We start from the raw sequence: 18,915 nt of genomic DNA on the forward strand, positions 1-18,915 counted from the left end.
AAATCTACAACAATATACAATTATAGATTGTAGAACTTTGCAATATCAATTTTAAATAAGAACAATAATACTAAATATTAAAATATGAAAGCACTTATATTAGAAGAATTTGGATCCGATTTTCAAATTAAAAATATAGCGAAACCAGTACCTGCAAATAATGAAGTATTGGTAAGAATAAAAGCCAGCGGAATTAATATGCTGGATATAAAAATCAAAGCCGGAAATGGTGCACACGCACAAGTATCACTTCCTGCAATTTTAGGAACTGAAATGGCAGGAATAGTAGAAAGTGTCGGTAAAAATGCAACTGCATTTGCTGCCGGAGATGAAGTTTATGGTATGACAGGCGGAGTGGGAAAGGTGCAGGGATCTTTGGCTGAATATGCTGCTGTGGATGAAAAATTATTAGCTGTTAAACCTTCAACATTATCATTTAAAGAAGCAGCAGCAATTCCGCTCGCATTTATCACTGCCTGGGAAGGACTTGTGGACAGAGCAAAAATTGACAGAGAAATGAAAATATTGATACACGGAGGAGCGGGCAGCGTTGGGCATATAGCAGTTCAACTGGCAAAATCTTTTGGAGCTGAAGTGTATGCAACAGGAAGCGCAGAAAATCTGGAAGAAATAAAATCTACTGGTGTTACGGCTATAGATTATAATGCTGTTTCTGTAGAAGAATATGTAAATCTCTACACAGACGGAAAAGGTTTTGATGTTGTTTTTGATACTGTTGGCGGAACAGTTTTGGATAATTCATTTAAAGCCATTAAAAAATATACCGGGCATGTAGTTAGCATTTTGGGCTGGGGATCTCACAGTCTGGCACCGCTTTCTTTTCGTGGTGCCACTTATTCCGGCGTGTTTACGCTATTACCGCTTCTTACAGGTGAAGACAGAGAACATCACGGGGAAATTATGCAAAAAGCGACTCAGCTTGCCAACTCCGGATTATTAAAACCAAAAGTGAACAGTAAAGATTTTTCTTTTGAAAATATAGGGGAAGCTTATAATTCGTTGGAGAATCATTCGTTGAAAAACAGAGGAATTGTTTTGATTTAAATTCTAATTAGAAATTAAAAAGGGAAAAGATGTACTCTTTTCCCTTTTAATTAATTTGTTTGTGCCAAAAAATCCCGAAACCATAATCCGGATTGTTTGATGGTTCTTTTTTGAGTTTCAAAATCAATATGAATAAGTCCAAATCTGGCATTATAACCTTCAGCCCACTCAAAATTATCAGTTAAACTCCAGACAAAATAGCCATCAACATTATAACCGTCCTGTTTGGCTTTTAGCAATTGTTCCAAATGATCCCGAATGTATTGTGTCCTGCGGATATCATATACTTTTCCGTTTTTTACAACGTCAGGAAAAGCGGCACCATTTTCGGTAATAATGATTTTCTTTATGTTTTTGTATTCGTTAAACCTTTTAATAGTATGGTAAAGGGCAGGCGGGTAAACTTCCCAGCCCATTTCTGTGGCGATTACGTTTCTTTTTTCAGCACTCACCAATTCTGCACCTATATAAGGAGTCAGCAAAGATGATTTTACGACTTCTCTGGTATAGCATTGCAGCCCTATAAAATCAAAATCGAAAGCCATGTTGTTTAAATCGTCTTCCAGGATATATTTTTTAAGTTTTTTAAGAACTGCCAAATCTTTTTTCGGATATCCGAGTCCTAAAATTGGTTCTATAAAAGTCCTGTTCAATAAAGTATCTACACGTTTTGCAGCTTCAACATCCTTTTTCTTCTCTGTTTCAGGCTCAATATGCGTACACGAAAATGTTGTACCAATATTGGCTCCCGGAACTTTGTTACGCAGTATTTTTGCTCCTGCAGCTGTTGACAGCGTAACATGATGCATTGCTTTGAGGTAATTGGTCAGCCCTTTTTTTCCAGGAGCATGAATTCCGAGAAAATATCCTGCGCCCGTAAAAACAGAAGGCTCGTTAATCACCATCCAGTTTTTTACCTTGTCTCCGAAATGCTGTGCGCAGACTTCGGTATATGCTGAAAACCACGAAACCGATTCGCGATTGGTCCAGCCGCCTTTTACTTCTAATGCATGAGGCAAATCCCAGTGGTAAATGGTGACCCAGGGTTCGATATTGCATTCTAACAAAAAATCAATGATTTTGTTATAGTAATCAACACCGGATTGGTTGACAGGATGAACGCCAGTAGGCATAATCCGGGTCCAGCTTATAGAAAATCTGAAGTTCGGAATGTTTAATTCGCGAATTAACTCAATATCGTTTTTGTAGTAGTTGTAGAAATCACAGGCTGAAATGGCGTGATGACCATTCTTGATTTTACCTTTTTGCGAGGTAAAAACATCCCAGATAGAAGCTCCTTTGCCATCGGCATCATGTGCTCCTTCAATTTGGAAAGCGGCCGTGGAAACTCCCCACAGGAAGTCATCTCCAAATTGTTCTTTATTTAAAAGTGCGTTTTCTGTTTTATTCATTTAAATATTGCTTATTTCCTTATCGGTAAAAAATTATTAATGAAGGAAAGAAGATTGCATTGCTTTTAAGAAAAGCCATTCTTTAAATGATGTCAGGAATTTTAGGCTAAAGAATTTCATGATGTTTAGTTTTAATCAAAATAATAAAAAAGATTTAAATCTATCGTAATGTAAACGTTATGAAATAGTTAACTGTTTTTTGTTTCAAAAAGGCTAAAAAAAATATTAACATTTGTTTAGAAAATGTGTAAAATTGACAATAATGCAATGATTTAGGTTAAAATTGTATTAAAATAAAAATTATGTAAGAAAATCAAAAAATTATAAAACATACCTCAAGTTATTTCATGCTAATTTTGAATTATGAAATTAAAACATAATAAAAAACAAATTTAAACAAATCAGATCATGAAAAATTTAAACAAAATAGTATACGTATTAGCACTTAGCTTAGGAATATTTGCTACATCTTGCAGCAACGATGACAACGAAGGAGAAACAATTGTGCCATTAGAAGGAACTTATAATTTAAGTAAAACTGGTACACAAAATAGTGACGGTACTGAAAATTTAATTGATGCTCCACAAAATCAAAGCGGATGCAGTAGAGATTATTTAGAATTAAGAGTAAGTAACAAAGCAGTTATCGGGGATTATGGTGCTAACTGTGCCTTAACTAAAACGGAAGGAACTTATGTAAGATCTCATAATGATTTAACTATTACTGTTGGTAATTTAAGTACGACTTCAGATATTATGAATCTTACTAACAAGGAATTGAAAATAAAAGATAAAACTACTGGTATCATTACAGTTTATACCAGATAGTAAAAACGCTTTGAGCTCAGACAAACCCTGATCCTCAGGATTGGGAATTAAACGGAAATGACTTGTGAAGTTGTCTCCGTTTTTTTTGTTTTTATACTAATCTGCGGGAATATAAATATCAAAAGTAGCGCCTTTATCGGGCTCACCTTTGGCAGAAATAAATCCGTTATGATTTTCTACAATTTTTTTAACGATCGCTAGCCCAATACCGGTCCCTTTATAAAGTTCTCTTCCGTGTAAGCGCTGGAAAACTTCAAATATTTTTTTGTTGTACAGTTGGTCAAAACCAATACCGTTGTCAGAAATGCTGATATGGCAATAGTTTTTTTCTTTAGAAAGTGAATCGTTTTTAAAAAGTTCCCCTTTTCCTATTTTACTGGTAATTTTTATATGTGGAGGATTATCCAGTTTAGCAAACTTAATAGAGTTGCTCACCAAATTGTATATCAATTGCCTGAACTGAAAAGGAATAATATTTACTTCCTGTGATTCATTATTTTCTATAACACCATTTTTTTGTTCGAGTTCTTCTCTTAAATCTTCACGCACTTCATTAATAATCTCAGAAAGATCTGTTTTTTCAAATATTCGTTCCTGAACATTTGTTCTCGAATAAGAAAGCAAATCATTGATTAAAGTCTGCATTCGCTGTGCAGCATTTTGAATTCGCTGAAATTTGTCTTTCCCGCTATCCGATAAATTATCCAATTCCCTGTCCATAATCTGGGACGCAAAAGTCTGGATTTTTCTAAGCGGTTCCTGCAGGTCATGACTCGAGATATAGGTAAAAGACTGGAGTTCTTGGTTAATTTGCTCCAATTCTATGTTTTTCTGCTCGAGTTCAAGTGCATTCAGTTTTAATTTATCGTCGGCGCGTTTTTTCTCCGTCAGATCGTGTGTCACTTTTGAGAATCCGATTACATCATTTTTTTTGTTATGAACGGCTGTAATTACAACACTGGCCCAAAAAAGGCTTCCGTTTTTGCGAACGCGCCATCCTTCCTGTAATGCTTTGCCTTTTTCGCGGGCCAATTGCAAAAGTTTTTGCGGCAAGTTATTTTTTCGGTCCTCCTCTGTGTAAAAAGCAGCAAAATACTTTCCGATGATTTCTTCGGCTTTGTAACCCTTTATTTTTTCTGCTCCGACATTCCAGTTTTCAACAATTCCATCACGGTTTAAATACAAAATAGCATAATCCTGAACTTCTTCTACCATTAAATGATAGCGTTCCTCACTTTTCTGAAGCGTTTCATTGATCTGAATAAGCTCTTTGGTTCGGGCACTTACCTGTTGTTCGAGTTCATGAGTAAAAGCTTTTTCATTTTGAATATCAGTAAAAGCGCCAACCCATTTTATAATCTCATTATTTTTATTCAGGACAGCCTCACCAATTCCTGTATGCCATCTGTAGCCGCCATTTTTGCTTTTAATACGAAGATCGCAGCGGTAAGCCTCTCCGGTTTTTAAGCTGTTAGTCCACGTTCTGATGTTTTCCGCGTAATCATTTGGGTGAATAAGCGATTTCCATTCCTCATCACTTTTGGGATGAGTACCGGTAAATTCCAGCCATTTGCCAGATGCAAATAAAGAATTTCCTTTTTCGTCTGTTTCCCAGATCAATTGGGGAAGACTTTCGGTAAGGGAACGGAATCTCTTCTCGCTTTCTTCTATTTCCTGCTGGTATTTTTTTTCTTCTGTAATATCTCTGATGGTTCCCAATAATCTTTCGGGCTGTTTTTCAGTATCATAAAAAACACTTCCTTTGGCTTCTACCCAATGTATCGATTTATCATTCCAGATTAATCTGGCTATATAATGGAGATATCCTGTATCGAGGGCATCCCGATACGCTTTTTGCCTTACGGGCATATCGTCCGGGTGAAGATATTTTAGTAATTGTTCGTGGGTTAGGTTATCAGCATCACTATTTCCGGTAACAATTTCGAGATATTTTTTAGAATATAAAACTTCGGCCGTTTTTGGATATAATTCCCAGGTTCCGAGTTCACTTGCTTCTACTATAATATTAAGTTTTTCTTCGTTAAGCTCTGTTTTTTTTCTGGCTTCTACCTTTTCTGTAACCTCCGTAACAGTGACGATTATACCTGAAATTTCGCCATTTTCTTCTTTTAAAGGGTGGTAAAGAAAATCAAAGAAATAAATTTCTTCTTTTTTTCCGTATCGGTTGATCGGAACAGGAACTTCATTTCCATGATACGGAATCCCTGTTTCGAATACGTCTTTGAGCAGAGGGCTGGTAATTTTTTCAACCTCGGGCAGGGAATCAAAAAGAGGTTTTCCGACAAAAGTTTCTTCTTCTCTTCCAACGAGTTTTAAGTATGCTTCATTGGCCATTTCTACCATGTAATCAGAACCGCGTAAAATCGTTATTCCAACAGGGGCCTGTTTCACTGTATTACGAAAACGTTTATCGCTTTCTTCTATTTTTTTCTTGGCTATATTCAGATCTGTAAGGTCGACCCCGGTATTCATTACGCCATAAACATTGCCATTTATGTCATATAAGGGAGTTAAACTGTAATTGAAATAATAAGTCTGATCTTTTCCGTCTATAGTCAGGTCAAGAGGGGTATTTGTGGTATGAAAAGATTTCCCGGTATCATAAACTGTTTTTATCTGCTCAAATACCAGTTGATTATCCAGTTCGGGCAAAACATCTTTAAATGATTTTCCAATTACATCATTTCCTTTTCCCCATAAATCAATGATAGATTCATTGGCCAGTTCTATAATCATTTCTTCTCCAACATATACCGCAATCGGAAAAGGGGCATTTTCGACCAATTGCCTCATTTTTTGCTCGCTTTCTTCTACTTTCTCACGTGCGAAAACCTGCGGGGTTACTTCAATAGCAATAGCTACAATTCCCGAAATAGTCCCGTCCGGGTCTGTCAGGGCTTCATATACAAAATTGATGTAAGTGTTTTCCAGCTTTCCATTTCGCGGCAGCTGAACCAATTGTTCGTTTGTGGTAAATTTTTTGCCCGTAATAAAAACAGTATCAAGCAAATCTTCGAGATATTGATTTTTTGTATCCGGTAATGCTTCAAAAATCGGTTTGTTGATGACCTCTTCATTTTTTAATCCCCATAATTCAACCATTTGTTTGTTGGCGATTTCAACAACATGATTTTTGCCTCTAAAAACACACATTGCCACCGGTGCCTGCATGATATTGTTTATAAACCTTGCATTGCTTTGTTTTAATGCCTCTGCACTTTTTTTCTTTTCTGTAGTTTCAATTACGGTAACGAGGATACCGCCAACTTCACCGTTTTCTTTTTTAATCGGGCTGTACGAAAAATCAAAGTAACATTCTTCCGTAAATCCATTTCGGTCTAATGGCACCATGAAATCAGGAAAACTTACTGCCTGACCTTTCATTACTTCATTAAACATAGGCCCGATAATTTCCCAAATTTCAGCAAAAGTAATTTCAGAACTTATTCCTAACGCTTCAGGATGTTTCGTGGCCCCGAGAATAGGACGAAATGCGTCATTGTATAATTGAGTATAATTTTCTCCCCAGGCAATATACATTCCGAACGGATTATTGATCATTACCGATACCATTGTCTGAAGACTTTTTGGCCATGTTTCAGGATTTCCGAGCAAAGTGTTATTCCAGTCTTTTGCCCGGATCATTTTGCCCATTTCTCCGCCATCAGCCAGAAAATAATATTCATTATTTGTACTGCTCATTCAGATAATTATTAGGGTTGGAGTATAAAATCTTCTTTTGCCGGCTGGTTAAAATTGTTTTCGGTAGTTACCGCAAGTGCATTTCCTATTACTTTTTTTAATTGGGAAAAATCACCTGGCTTCCTAATGTAATGCATAGCGCCTTTTTCATACATTAAATCGACAATATTGATATCGAGTGAAGTCGAAAAAATGATTACAGGAAGTTGTTGCAATTTTTCAATCTTTTTTATTTCCGTAAGGCATTCAGAACCATTTTTTCTTGGCATATTTAAATCCAGGAAAAGGATATCCGGAAGATTATCAACAGATTTTTCAGATAAAAAATCCATAAGTTGCACACCATCATTAACCGTTACAAGAGAGACAGGCAAATGTAATTCATCAAGTGCTTCTTTAAAAAAAGCACAATCATCCTCGTCGTCATCAGCAAGTAAAAGATTATAATTTGGTGTATTCATATCTATAAAAATAAGAAAATTTAATTGGTTTTTACTTTTACAGAGCTAAGATAAAACTAATTTATTACGTTTTTTGTCAAATTTTATCATTTTAAAGAGGGTTATGTTAAAGAATTATCTTTCATTTTTTTATTAAATGATTATTTTTAACTGAAACAGGAAACTAATCTCAAAAAGAGCTATACTTTTTAGTCTGTAATTAGCCCAATACTCTTTCAAAATTGTTATTGGTCGAAATAGTGCCGGACAAAATATTCATTTGCTTTAAATTTATGGTTTAATTCGCTTACAAACACTGTACTAAACATGACCCCGATAAAAACCACTTTTCTGTTACTGAGTTTTTTATTCGTAATTCAGCCTGCAAAATCTCAGGTAAAATCTCCGGAACCTTTTGGGCCTCTGCCTACGCAGAAGCAAGTTGACTGGCACGAAATGGAGTTTTATGCATTTGTACATTTTTCATTAAACACTTTTACCAATAAAGAATGGGGTTATGGCGATGAGTCACCAGAATTGTTTAACCCTACAAATTTAGATGTTCGTCAGTGGGCGCGTGTGGTAAAGCAGGCGGGTATGAAAGGAATTATACTGGTTGCCAAACATCATGACGGATTTTGTTTATGGCCGTCGGCTTATACAGAAAGATCGGTAAAAAACTCGCCATGGGAAAAGGGTAAAGGTGATTTGGTAAAAGAATTGGCCGCAGCCTGCAAAGAATACGATTTAAAATTGGGATTATATCTTTCTCCATGGGACAGAAACCATCCACAATACGGAAAACCGGAATACATTACGTATTTCAGAAATCAGCTGAAAGAATTACTGACCAATTACGGAGATGTTTTTGAAATGTGGTTTGACGGAGCCAACGGCGGAGACGGCTATTATGGCGGAGCCAATGAAATGAGAAAAATAAATTCGCTTGAATATTATAACTGGGATGAAACCTATAAATTAATATATCAGACTGCTCCAAAAACACTTGTCTGGGGCGTTGGCCCATCAGAAGCGAGATGGATTGGAAATGAAGAAGGCCGTGCCGGAAAAACAAACTGGAGTCTTTTGCGTCAGAAAGATGAACTGGCCGGAAAAGTAAATTATACCGAATTTGTATCGGGACATGAAGACGGAGAAAAATGGGTTCCCGGAGAAGCAGATGTTTCTATACGACCGGGATGGTTTTACCATGCTGTAGAAGATGATAAAGTTCGCCCTTTGGATGAAATGGTTGATATTTATTATGAATCAATAGGAAGAAATGCCAATTTGTTACTTAACCTCCCAGTTGACAGAAGAGGACTTGTCAATGAAAATGATGAGGTAAGATTAAATGAATTAGTGGCTACTATAAAATCAGATTTTAAAACTGAATTACTCGCAGGAAGTAAAGTTACTGCCGATAATGTGAGAGGAAATAGTACTGAATTTGCTGCAAAAAATGTAACAGACGGTAATAAAAACTCTTATTGGGCAACAGATGATGCTGTAAAAACGGCTTCAGTTGAATTTGATTTTGATAAGCCAACGGCTATCAATCGTGTTCTGCTTCAGGAATATATAAAACTGGGACAGCGTGTTAAAGCATTTTCTGTTGAAGCTAAAGTTGACGGTCAATGGAAAACTGTTGCCAATGAAACGACTATTGGTTACAAAAGAATCCTGAGATTTGACAGGGTTCTGGCTTCTGCACTTAAAATAAACATTACAGACTCAAAAGCAAGTATTGTTATTTCGAATATTCAGGCTTATAATGCGCCTACATTTGTAAAATCTCCTGAGATACAGCGTGATAAAAACGGAACAGTAACGATGAAAGCCGAAGAAGGAGATGTGATCTATTATACGGTTAATGGAAAAACTCCAACAATAAAAAGTACTTTATATAAAGAAACTTTCAAATACAATAAAGCAGTACAAATAAAAGCGGTTGCTTTTAATAAGGAAGAAAACATCAGCAGCGCGATAACGACAGCCAAATATGGAATTTCTAAAGAAAGATGGAAAGTGCTTTCGGCGTCAAGCGGAGATATGAATACTGTAAATCGCATTATAGACGGAAATCCAAATACAGATTGGGGTTTCGGAAATGATTCAAACAAACTTCCGCAGGAAATTACAATTGACATGGGCGCGTTTATAAAAATAAAAGGATTTACTTATTTTCCGCAGCAAGTGGGGAATAATCTGAATCTGATATCGCATTATGAATTCTACACCAGTGCCGATAATATGAAATGGACAAAGCAGTCTGAAGGGGAGTTTTCAAACATAAAAAACAATCCTGTAGAACAGGTGAAAATGTTTGGAGAAACCAAAGCCAGATATATTCGTTTTGTTGCTGTGTCCAGTGTGACAAAAGCACAAACGGTTTCAATAGCAGAAATAAATGTGGTAGAATAACAGTCTTTTTTAGGATTAACGGATCCTGATTTTTTTTAAAGTTTCTAATTATGTCTTTTACCGACGGTTTTATGTTATTAGTCGAATTTTTAATTTTTTAGAATATTAAAAATCTAATTTTAACATATAAATAAATGAATTAGAGATAAATGATTAAAGAAGGTATAAATTTTAAAGAAGCTGGAAAGTTTGAAGAAACTCGTTTTGAAAAAATTCATAACGTCATTTTCGATTCATCTCAGGAAGCCTCCATATTAGTTGCTCAGGAGATTGCAAACATAATCCAGAGAAAAGAAGAACTAAATGAGCCATGCGTTTTAGGTTTGGCAACGGGTTCTTCGCCAATTAAAGTTTATGAAGAATTAGTCAGATTGCATAAAGAAGAAGGTTTGAATTTTTCAAACGTAATAACCTTCAATTTAGATGAATATTATCCGATGGACCGAAATAATATTCAGAGTTATTACCACTTTATGCATGAGCACCTTTTTAATCATGTCAATATCCTTCCGGGGAATATTAATATTCCGAACGGAAATATAAGTAATGAAGATTTACAGCAATACTGTATTGATTATGAAATGAAAATTAAAGCCTATGGCGGATTGGATTTTCAGCTTTTAGGAATTGGAAGAACCGGACATATCGGTTTTAACGAACCTGGATCTCACGTAAATTCAGGGACAAGAAGTATCACGCTCGATCATTTGACCCGTATGGATGCTGCATCTTCTTTTTTAGGAATTGATAATGTACCGAGAAAAGCCATTACAATGGGAATTGGTACAGTCAAAAACGCAAAAAGAATTGTACTTCTGGGTTGGGGAATAAGCAAAGCAGGCATAATAAAGAAAACTATAGAAGGAGAAATTTCTTCACGCGTACCGGCAACGTACTTACAAGAGCATAACAACACAACATTTGTTCTGGATACCGAAGCTTCGTCTGAATTGACAAGGGTAAAAACTCCGTGGTTGGTAAAATCGGTTATCTGGACAGAGGAGTTAAAACTCAAAGCCGTTGCCTGGTTAAGCGAATTGACCAAAAAACCTTTTCTGAAACTAACAGATAAGGATTATAACGACAATGGCATGTCGAGCCTGTTGACCGAAGAGGGAACTGCGTATGACTTAAACATCAAGATGTTTAACAAAATGCAGCAAACGATTACAGGCTGGCCGGGTGGAAAACCAAATGCTGATGATACTTACAGACCGGAACGCGCAACTCCGGAAAAAAAGAGAATTATTATTTTCAGCCCGCATCCTGATGACGATGTTATTTCGATGGGCGGAACTTTTGACAGACTGGTAGAACAGGGACATGAAGTACATATTGCATATCAGACTTCAGGTAATATTGCTGTTTCTAATGAAGAAGCTTTAAAGTTTGCTGAAATTTCAAAAGCATTTAATTCAGGTTCAACAGACGCAGAAAATATTATCAGCTTTTTGAAAAGCAAAAAAAGCAACGATATAGATTTGCTTGAAGTTAGAAAATTAAAAGGATTAATCAGAAGAAGCGAATCCCTGGCGGCGACAAGATATTTAGGTTTGCCTGATTCTAATGTCAACTTTCTTGACTTACCTTTTTATGAAACAGGTACGGTAAAGAAAAATAATCTTGGTGAAGCAGATATTGAAATTATGTGTGATATTATCGAAAGGATAAAACCACACCAAATATATGCGGCAGGAGATTTGGCAGATCCGCACGGAACGCACAAAGTCTGCCTGGATAGTTTATTTGAAGCTTTAAAAAGATTAAAACACAAAAGTTTCATGGATGATTGTTGGGTTTGGCTGTACCGCGGTGCATGGCACGAATGGGAGTCTTACCAAATTGAAATGGCAGTTCCGATGAGTCCGGATCAGGTTCTGAAAAAGCGTCATGCTATTTTTTACCACCAGTCTCAAAAAGATGGTGTTATGTTTCAGGGCGATGACAGCAGAGAATTCTGGGTAAGGGTCGAAGACCGAAACAGACTGACAGCAGAAAAATACCATGCTTTAGGATTAGCAGATTATTCGGCTATTGAAGCATTTAAACGATATTATTTCTAATTAATGAAATAGAAGAGTAATAAATTATTTTTTAAATGGTTTATTTTGGTTAGTTACCTGTATGGAAATGCAACCCTCGTGGTTGCATTTTTTTTTGTTTAAAAAATAAAAAAACAGCAAAATAAATATTGCCAATGGCTTCAACTATTGGAGCGTAATAATTGCACAATCTCTCTATCTCCCACGGTTGAAACCGCGGGCTATGCTGAAATTCAAACAGAATTTAATTTTTAATCAGGGAATTTTAACCAGCGGAATTCAGAATTCTTTGTTTGACATGGTCAATATAGGATCTTCCAATTACATATCTCAGGCCTTCGATTTCAATACTGTTTCCTTCAACCGCATCAATTTTATCAATTGCAATGGTGTAGGAACGATGTATTCTTAGAAAATTTCTTTCGGGCAATAAATCTGTAAAATCAGATAAGGTGCTGTGTATGATATACTTTCCGGTTAAAGTATTTATTTTTAAATAATCTTTTAAACTCTCGATTACCAGGATTTCGTTAAAAAAGATTTTTTTCATTCTTTTTTTGTCAATCTTCACAAATATAAAAGGGCTTTCGGTATTATTTTCCTGAGGAATATGAGTACTGCTGTTTAATCTTTTGCTGATTTTATTCAGCGTTTTCATTAATCGCGGAAACTCAATAGGTTTTACGAGATAATCCAGAACATCCAGTTCATAAGTTTCAATTGCAAATTGACTGTAAGCACTTGTTATCACAAGCAAAGGCGGATTATCTAAGCTTTTGATAAAATTTATTCCGTCCAGTACAGGCATATTAATGTCCAGGAAAATTACATCGACTTTGTTGTTTTTTAAAAAATTAAGACCTTCAATAGGGTTGCTGAAAGTGTCAACAACTTCAAAATTTTCAACAGCTTCTAAATAATTTTTAATAACATTGATTGCTAATGGCTCATCATCTATAATCAAACAATTTATTCTCATTTTTATATTATTTTTTCTTGGTAAAAGAATCGGGGGGTATAGTATAAAAAAAAGCTTTTCAGATAATTAAGACACCTTAATTATAAGCTTCACGACAAAAATATCGTTTTTATTTTTAAATGATAGCTTATAGTCATTTTTATTATAACCTAATTCCAGTCTTTTTTTGACATTTTCAATTCCTATACCACTTGACTTGTTAAAATTATCTGTATGTACGGTAATTTCTGGTGTAGGGTTTGAAATTTTAAAATAAAGAAAGTCTTCTTTGACTTTAAAACTGATGTCAATTTTGACTTTTCCGGTGTTTTTATTCACTCCGTGCTTAAATGCATTTTCAATAAAAGTCAATAATATAATAGGACTTATTTCCTTATCATGAATATCTCCGGAGACAGACATATTAACTTCCAGTCTTTCATCATTTCTGATTCGTTCTAAATCCAGATAATTCTGAATGCAGAGTATTTCATTTTCAAGAGATTGTTTCTGGCTTCTGGTATCATAAAGCATATAGCGCATCAACTCAGAAAGTTTCAGTACAATTTTTGGGGTTTTGTTTGATTTTTCTACAGATAACGAATAAATATTATTCAGCGTGTTGAAGAAAAAGTGCGGTGAGATTTGCGATTTAAGGAAAAGTAATTCAGTTTCAAGCTGCGATTTTTCGAGATCGGTTACCCTTTTTTGTTCTCTCAAAAAATCAAAAGTAATCTTGATAGCCGTTACAAAAGTCATGACATACAATTCCCCCATCATCATATCAATCGTATAATTGAGTGTTAGTTTGTCTATGGTTTCCGGGCCTTCCGGCCAGACTTCGTGCGTTATTAATATATAGGTAAGATTAAATTTTAAAACCACCATAATAAAAATGGCAGACAAAATTGAAATGACATACGCCAGGTATTTTTTCTTGTAAATAAGATTTGGCATAAGGATCAATATATTCAGATAACATAAAGCCATGTGAATAGGGAAGCCCAATAAATTTGTCTTTAAGGAGTAACCGTAATCATTAAAATAACTGCCCCAGCGAAAGGTGTTAAAAACGAAATACGTTAACCAAAATATAATATGATACTGCAATTGAATGCGGTACAGCCTGCTTGAATTTAGGATCATAATAGTTGTGCTGTTTTTGACTTTTTTTGATGTTTATCTAAGTTTATATGTCATCCGTCTAAATTAATTTTAATAAAAGTGGGAATTATATAAATTTAAAGTTAAATTAAGATTGTATTATATGAGGAACTTTACTCTTCTTGTTTTATTTGTAACCATAATTACAAGTTGTAAAATAAAGATAAAAAACGATAACAGCAAAAAAGATGTTTTTGTTAGTCACGTAGACCCTTTTATAGGGACTGGCGGACACGGACATACTTATCCCGGCGCAACAGTTCCTTTTGGAATGCTTCAGGTAAGCCCGGATAACGGAATTTCGAGCTGGGACTGGTGTTCCGGGTATCATCATTCTGATTCAATTGTAGCGGGTTTCAGCCACTTACACTTAAGCGGAACAGGAATCGGTGATTTGGCAGATATTTTATTTATGCCTGTAAACAAAAAACTAGACTTAACCGCCAAAGCCGCTTCACGCGATTTCCTTCCGTATAAATCAAAATATAATCATGTTAACGAAAAAGCAACACCGGGCTCTTACCAGGTTTTTCTTGAAGATCCTAAAATCAATGTAGAATTAACTTCTACACAAAGAACCGCATTCCATAAATATACATTTGCTAATGGCGACAAACAATCTGTTATAGTCGATTTAGGATTTGCTATCAATTGGGACAAAGCAGTAAAAACAGCCATAAAAGTTGAAGACGAATACACAATAAGCGGATATCGCTATAGCACAGGCTGGGCAAAAAACCAGAAAGTATTTTTTGTGGCTAAATTTTCAAAACCCATTACAGAAACCACTTTAATTGCTGATAAAAAAGTAGTAGAAGGTAAAACTGCAGAAGGAGAAAATACCTCATTACAATTGTTTTTTAATTCAAATAATACCAACGAATTACTGGCAAAAGTGGCCTTGTCTTCTGTAAGTGTAGAAAATGCAAAAGACAATTTAGATGGCGGAAATTTTGATTTCCAAAACGTAAAAGCAAAAGCAGAATCGACCTGGAATAAAGCTTTGAGCAAAATTACAATAGAAACTCCTGTAGATTCTCTAAAGACAATTTTCTATACCGCTTTATATCATGCGCAGGTTGCACCGGTAACCTACAGCGATAAAAACGGGCAATTTAGAACCGAAGATGATAAAATTGTAACGGCAAAAAATTACACGGCTTATTCAACCTTATCGCTTTGGGATACGTTTAGAGCTGAAAATCCTTTGCTTACGATATTAGATCCAAACAGGGTTTCGGATATGGTAAATTCGATGCTGGCGTATTACGAAACAAAAAAGATTTTACCGGTTTGGACTTTGTATGCAAACGAAACCAATACCATGACAGGTTATCACTCCATTCCTGTAATTGCAGATGCTTATCTGAAAGGGATAAAAGGTTTTGATGCCGAAAAAGCATTCGAAGCAATGAAAGCGACCATGATGCAGGATGAACGTGGTTTAAATTTCTACAAAAAATACGGTTATATTCCGTACAACTTATTAGATGAATCGGTTACCATAACTTTGGAATACGCTTACGACGACTGGTGCGTCGCGCAAATGGCAAAAGCTCTTGGAAAACAGGCCGATTATGAATTTTTCTACAATCGTTCAAAAGCCTACCAGCATTTATTTGATCCGAAAACCGGATTCATGAGAGGAAAATCAGATGACGGAAAATCATGGAACGAACCTTTTGATGCTAAACATTCTAATCACAGGGAACATACCGATTACACCGAAGGAAATGCATGGCAGCACAGTTGGTTTGTGCCTCATAATGTAGAAGATTTTATCAAACTGCACGGAAGTAATGACGTTTTTACAAACCGTTTAGAACAGTTATTTATCGAAAGTTCTGAGATTACCGGAAATAATGTTTCGGCTGATATTTCAGGATTAATTGGTCAATATGCACACGGAAATGAGCCAAGCCACCATATTGCCTATATGTTCAACAAAGCCAGACAACCGTGGAGAACACAATACTGGGTACGTCATATTTTAGACACACAATACAATACAACACCAAACGGTTTGAGCGGCAACGAAGACTGCGGACAAATGTCGGCCTGGTATGTTTTTAGTTCAATGGGATTATATCCAATGAATCCGGCTTCGGGAGATTATGAAATCGGAAGCCCGATTTTCGAAAAAGCAACAATAAACCTTCAGGGAGGAAAAACTTTTGTAGTAGAAGCAGAAAATGTTTCGGCAAAGAATTTCTATATCCAGTCGGCAACATTAAATGGGGTTGAATTCAATCAGACTTCCATTTCGCATAAACAATTATTACAAGGTGGGGTTTTGCATTTTGTAATGGGATCCGAACCAAATAAAAACTGGGGGTTATAAAAAATCATACAAACTAACTAACTAATAAAAAAATTAATGGACATTATTGACGTATCAATTATCGTAGCTTATATCCTGCTCTCAGTAGGTATAGGGATTTGGATTTCACGAAAAGCATCAAAAGGATTAGATGATTATTTCCTTGGCGGAAAAACAATCAAATGGTATTTCCTTGGTCTTAGTAACGGATCAGGAATGTTTGATGTTTCAGGAACTTCCTGGATGATTGGTGTACTGTTTTTATATGGAGTAAAAAGTTTCATGTTTATGTGGCTTTGGCCAATATGGAATCAGATTTTTGTCATGATGTTCCTGGCCGTCTGGATCAGAAGGTCAAAAGTAATGACAGGTTCTGAGTGGATTTTGACCCGATTTGGCAGCGACAGAGCCGGAAAAGCATCTCATATTATTGTTGCCATTTTTGCTATCATTTCTACAATTGGTTTTATCGCTTACTTTTTTGAAGGAATCGGAAAATTTGTAACGATTATTCTTCCGTGGGATTTGACTCTTCATTACGGAGATATGATTTTATTAACTTCAGAGCGTTCTTATGCTTTGTTAATCATATTTTTAACTACAATTTATACGGTAAAAGGCGGAATGTTTTCTGTAGTGGCCACAGAAGTGGTGCAGTATTTAATTATGATTATTGCAGGTGTTTTAATTGCGGGTTATGCCTTTATCAATTATACAGATCTCCAGATCAATTCGGTGATTACAGAAGAATGGAAAAATGTTTTCTTCGGATGGCAGTTTGAAACCCAGTGGGGTGACAAATTCCAGACCTTTAATAAATTAATTGATTCTGAAGGCTATAAAATGTTTGGTGCTTTTATCGGAATGACATTGTTCAAAGGATTTTTTGCCAGCGTTGCCGGACCAACACCAAGTTACGATTTACAAAGGGTTCTTTCTACAAAATCGGTAAAAGAAGCAGCTTATATGAGTGGTTTCACCAACCTGATTTTATTTATTCCAAGATATTTATTGATTACCGGAATAGTGGTAATTGCTTTGGTAAACTTAGCGCCTGAATTAAATGCAAATACAGGATTAACCGGAGCTGACTTAGAATTATTAATGCCAAAAGTGGTGAACTTATATATTCCGGTTGGGATAAAAGGAATTTTATTAGCGGGTTTACTGGCTGCATTTATGTCCGGATTCTCTGCTTTTGTAAATGCCGGCCCGGCTTATATTGTAAATGACATTTATAAAAAATACTTCAAACCGGTTGCGACAAATGCACATTATATTAAGGTAAGTCAGATTTCGTCTTTCTTAGTAGTTGGTTTGGGAGTTTTCATGGGATTCTTTGCAGATTCGATCAACTCTTTAACCTTATGGATCACAAGTGCATTATACGGAGGTTATGTAGCAGCCAATTTCCTGAAATGGATTTGGTGGCGTTTTAATGGCTGGGGTTATTTCTGGGGAATGTTCGCCGGACTAATTATTGCTACTTTACAATTCTTTTTAGGTATGAACAAAGGGAATTTAGCCGAAGGATCTTTTCTGTATGATTTGTCGCAGGTTCAGGCTATTTATTTATTTCCACTAATATTTGGTTTCTCCATTTTAGGTTGTCTTTTAGGAACATTCTTAAGCAAGCCAACGGATATGGATGTTTTACGATCTTTCTATACCAACGTAAGACCCTGGGGCTGGTGGAATCCTGTTTACAAAACATTAAAAGCAGAAGACCAGACTTTCGAAAAAAATAATGATTTCTGGAAAGATATGATGAATTGCGCCATCGGAATTGTATGGCAGTCGAGTATGATTTTGCTTCCGATATTCTTCATTATCAGAGATTATCCAAAAGCAATAACAGCCTTAATCGTGTTTTTAGTAACAACGACAATATTGAAATTCACGTGGTTGGATAAAGTTAGAAAAATAACGGATTAAAACACTCAGTTTGTCATTCTGAGGAACGAAGAATCTTCGCAAGAAGCCCGACAAAGATTGGCGAATTAGCAGGAGGAGTCACTAACGAAGATTCTTCCTCCGTCAGAATGACAAGATTGAGAGTATAAAAAAATAACACGCCCAGTTTGTCATTCTGAAGAACGAAGAATCTTCATAAGAAGCTCGACAAAAATTGGCGAATTAGCAGGAGGAGTCACTAACGAAAATTCTTCCTCCGTCAGAATGACAAGATTGAGAGTATAAAAAAAATAACACACCCAGTTTGTCATTCTGAGGAACGAAGAATCTTCATAAGAAGCTCGACAAAGAATGGCGAATTAGCAGGAGCAGTCACTAACGAAGATTCTTCCTCCGTCAGAATGACAAGATTGAGAGAATAAAAAAAATAACACGCCCAGTTTGTCATTCTGAGGAACGAAGAATCTTCATAAGAAGCTCGACAAAAATTGGCGAATTAGCAGGAGGAGTCACTAACGAAGATTCTTCCTCCGTCAGAATGACAAGATTGAGAGAATAAAAAAAATAACACACCCAGTTTGTCATTCTGAGGAACGAAGAATCTTCATAAGAAGCTCGACAAAGA

11 protein-coding genes are annotated in these 18,915 nt (G+C 35.8%); 6 read left to right on the top strand and 5 right to left on the bottom strand.

Annotated elements, in window-relative coordinates; genetic code table 11:
• Window positions 1-84: 84 nt before the first annotated feature.
• A complete protein-coding gene (locus DCO46_RS04765; RefSeq protein ID WP_116751431.1) occupies window positions 85-1,065 on the top strand; it encodes a zinc-dependent alcohol dehydrogenase family protein in 981 nt (326 codons plus the stop codon).
• Between the two features lie 50 nt (window positions 1,066-1,115).
• On the opposite strand, the gene DCO46_RS04770 is transcribed toward DCO46_RS04765, so the two are convergent.
• Window positions 1,116-2,477 carry a GH1 family beta-glucosidase gene (locus DCO46_RS04770; RefSeq protein ID WP_116751432.1) on the bottom strand — a complete coding sequence of 454 codons (1,362 nt, stop codon included), beginning with the start codon at window positions 2,475-2,477 and terminating at the stop codon, window positions 1,116-1,118.
• Between the two features lie 408 nt (window positions 2,478-2,885).
• Between DCO46_RS04770 and DCO46_RS04775 the strand changes: the two genes are divergently transcribed.
• Complete coding sequence (locus tag DCO46_RS04775; protein WP_116751433.1) at window positions 2,886-3,305, top strand: lipocalin family protein; 420 nt, start codon at window positions 2,886-2,888, stop codon at window positions 3,303-3,305.
• A gap of 96 nt (window positions 3,306-3,401) precedes the next feature.
• Here DCO46_RS04775 and DCO46_RS04780 read toward each other — a convergent pair whose 3' ends face one another.
• Window positions 3,402-7,028, bottom strand: coding sequence for a PAS domain S-box protein (locus tag DCO46_RS04780; protein WP_116751434.1), 3,627 nt, complete (start codon window positions 7,026-7,028; stop codon window positions 3,402-3,404).
• A gap of 11 nt (window positions 7,029-7,039) precedes the next feature.
• Window positions 7,040-7,489: a response regulator gene (locus tag DCO46_RS04785; RefSeq protein WP_116751435.1), complete on the bottom strand. Its 450-nt coding sequence runs from the start codon at window positions 7,487-7,489 to the stop codon at window positions 7,040-7,042.
• 315 nt (window positions 7,490-7,804) lie between these two features.
• Here DCO46_RS04785 and DCO46_RS04790 point away from each other — a divergent pair, with 315 nt between their 5' ends.
• On the top strand, window positions 7,805-9,892 hold the full coding sequence (locus DCO46_RS04790) for an alpha-L-fucosidase (RefSeq protein WP_410503661.1): 2,088 nt from the start codon (window positions 7,805-7,807) through the stop codon (window positions 9,890-9,892).
• 149 nt (window positions 9,893-10,041) lie between these two features.
• Window positions 10,042-11,955, top strand: a complete 1,914-nt coding sequence (gene nagB, locus DCO46_RS04795; protein ID WP_116751437.1) for a glucosamine-6-phosphate deaminase — start codon at window positions 10,042-10,044, stop codon at window positions 11,953-11,955.
• 244 nt (window positions 11,956-12,199) lie between these two features.
• Here the strand turns inward: nagB and DCO46_RS04800 are convergent, their stop codons facing one another.
• A complete protein-coding gene (locus DCO46_RS04800) occupies window positions 12,200-12,913 on the bottom strand; it encodes a LytR/AlgR family response regulator transcription factor (RefSeq protein WP_116751438.1) in 714 nt (237 codons plus the stop codon).
• A gap of 66 nt (window positions 12,914-12,979) precedes the next feature.
• On the bottom strand, window positions 12,980-14,038 hold the full coding sequence (locus DCO46_RS04805) for a sensor histidine kinase (RefSeq protein WP_116751439.1): 1,059 nt from the start codon (window positions 14,036-14,038) through the stop codon (window positions 12,980-12,982).
• Between the two features lie 121 nt (window positions 14,039-14,159).
• On the opposite strand from DCO46_RS04805, the gene DCO46_RS04810 reads away from it, so the two are divergent.
• Window positions 14,160-16,397: a GH92 family glycosyl hydrolase gene (locus tag DCO46_RS04810; RefSeq protein WP_116751440.1), complete on the top strand. Its 2,238-nt coding sequence runs from the start codon at window positions 14,160-14,162 to the stop codon at window positions 16,395-16,397.
• A 36-nt stretch (window positions 16,398-16,433) separates the two neighbouring features.
• Window positions 16,434-18,311, top strand: a complete 1,878-nt coding sequence (locus DCO46_RS04815; protein ID WP_116751441.1) for a sodium:solute symporter family protein — start codon at window positions 16,434-16,436, stop codon at window positions 18,309-18,311.
• The last annotated feature ends 604 nt before the right edge of the window (window positions 18,312-18,915 follow it).

The sequence above is a fragment of the Flavobacterium sp. HTF genome (assembly GCF_003105115.1).
Lineage (GTDB): Bacteria > Bacteroidota > Bacteroidia > Flavobacteriales > Flavobacteriaceae > Flavobacterium.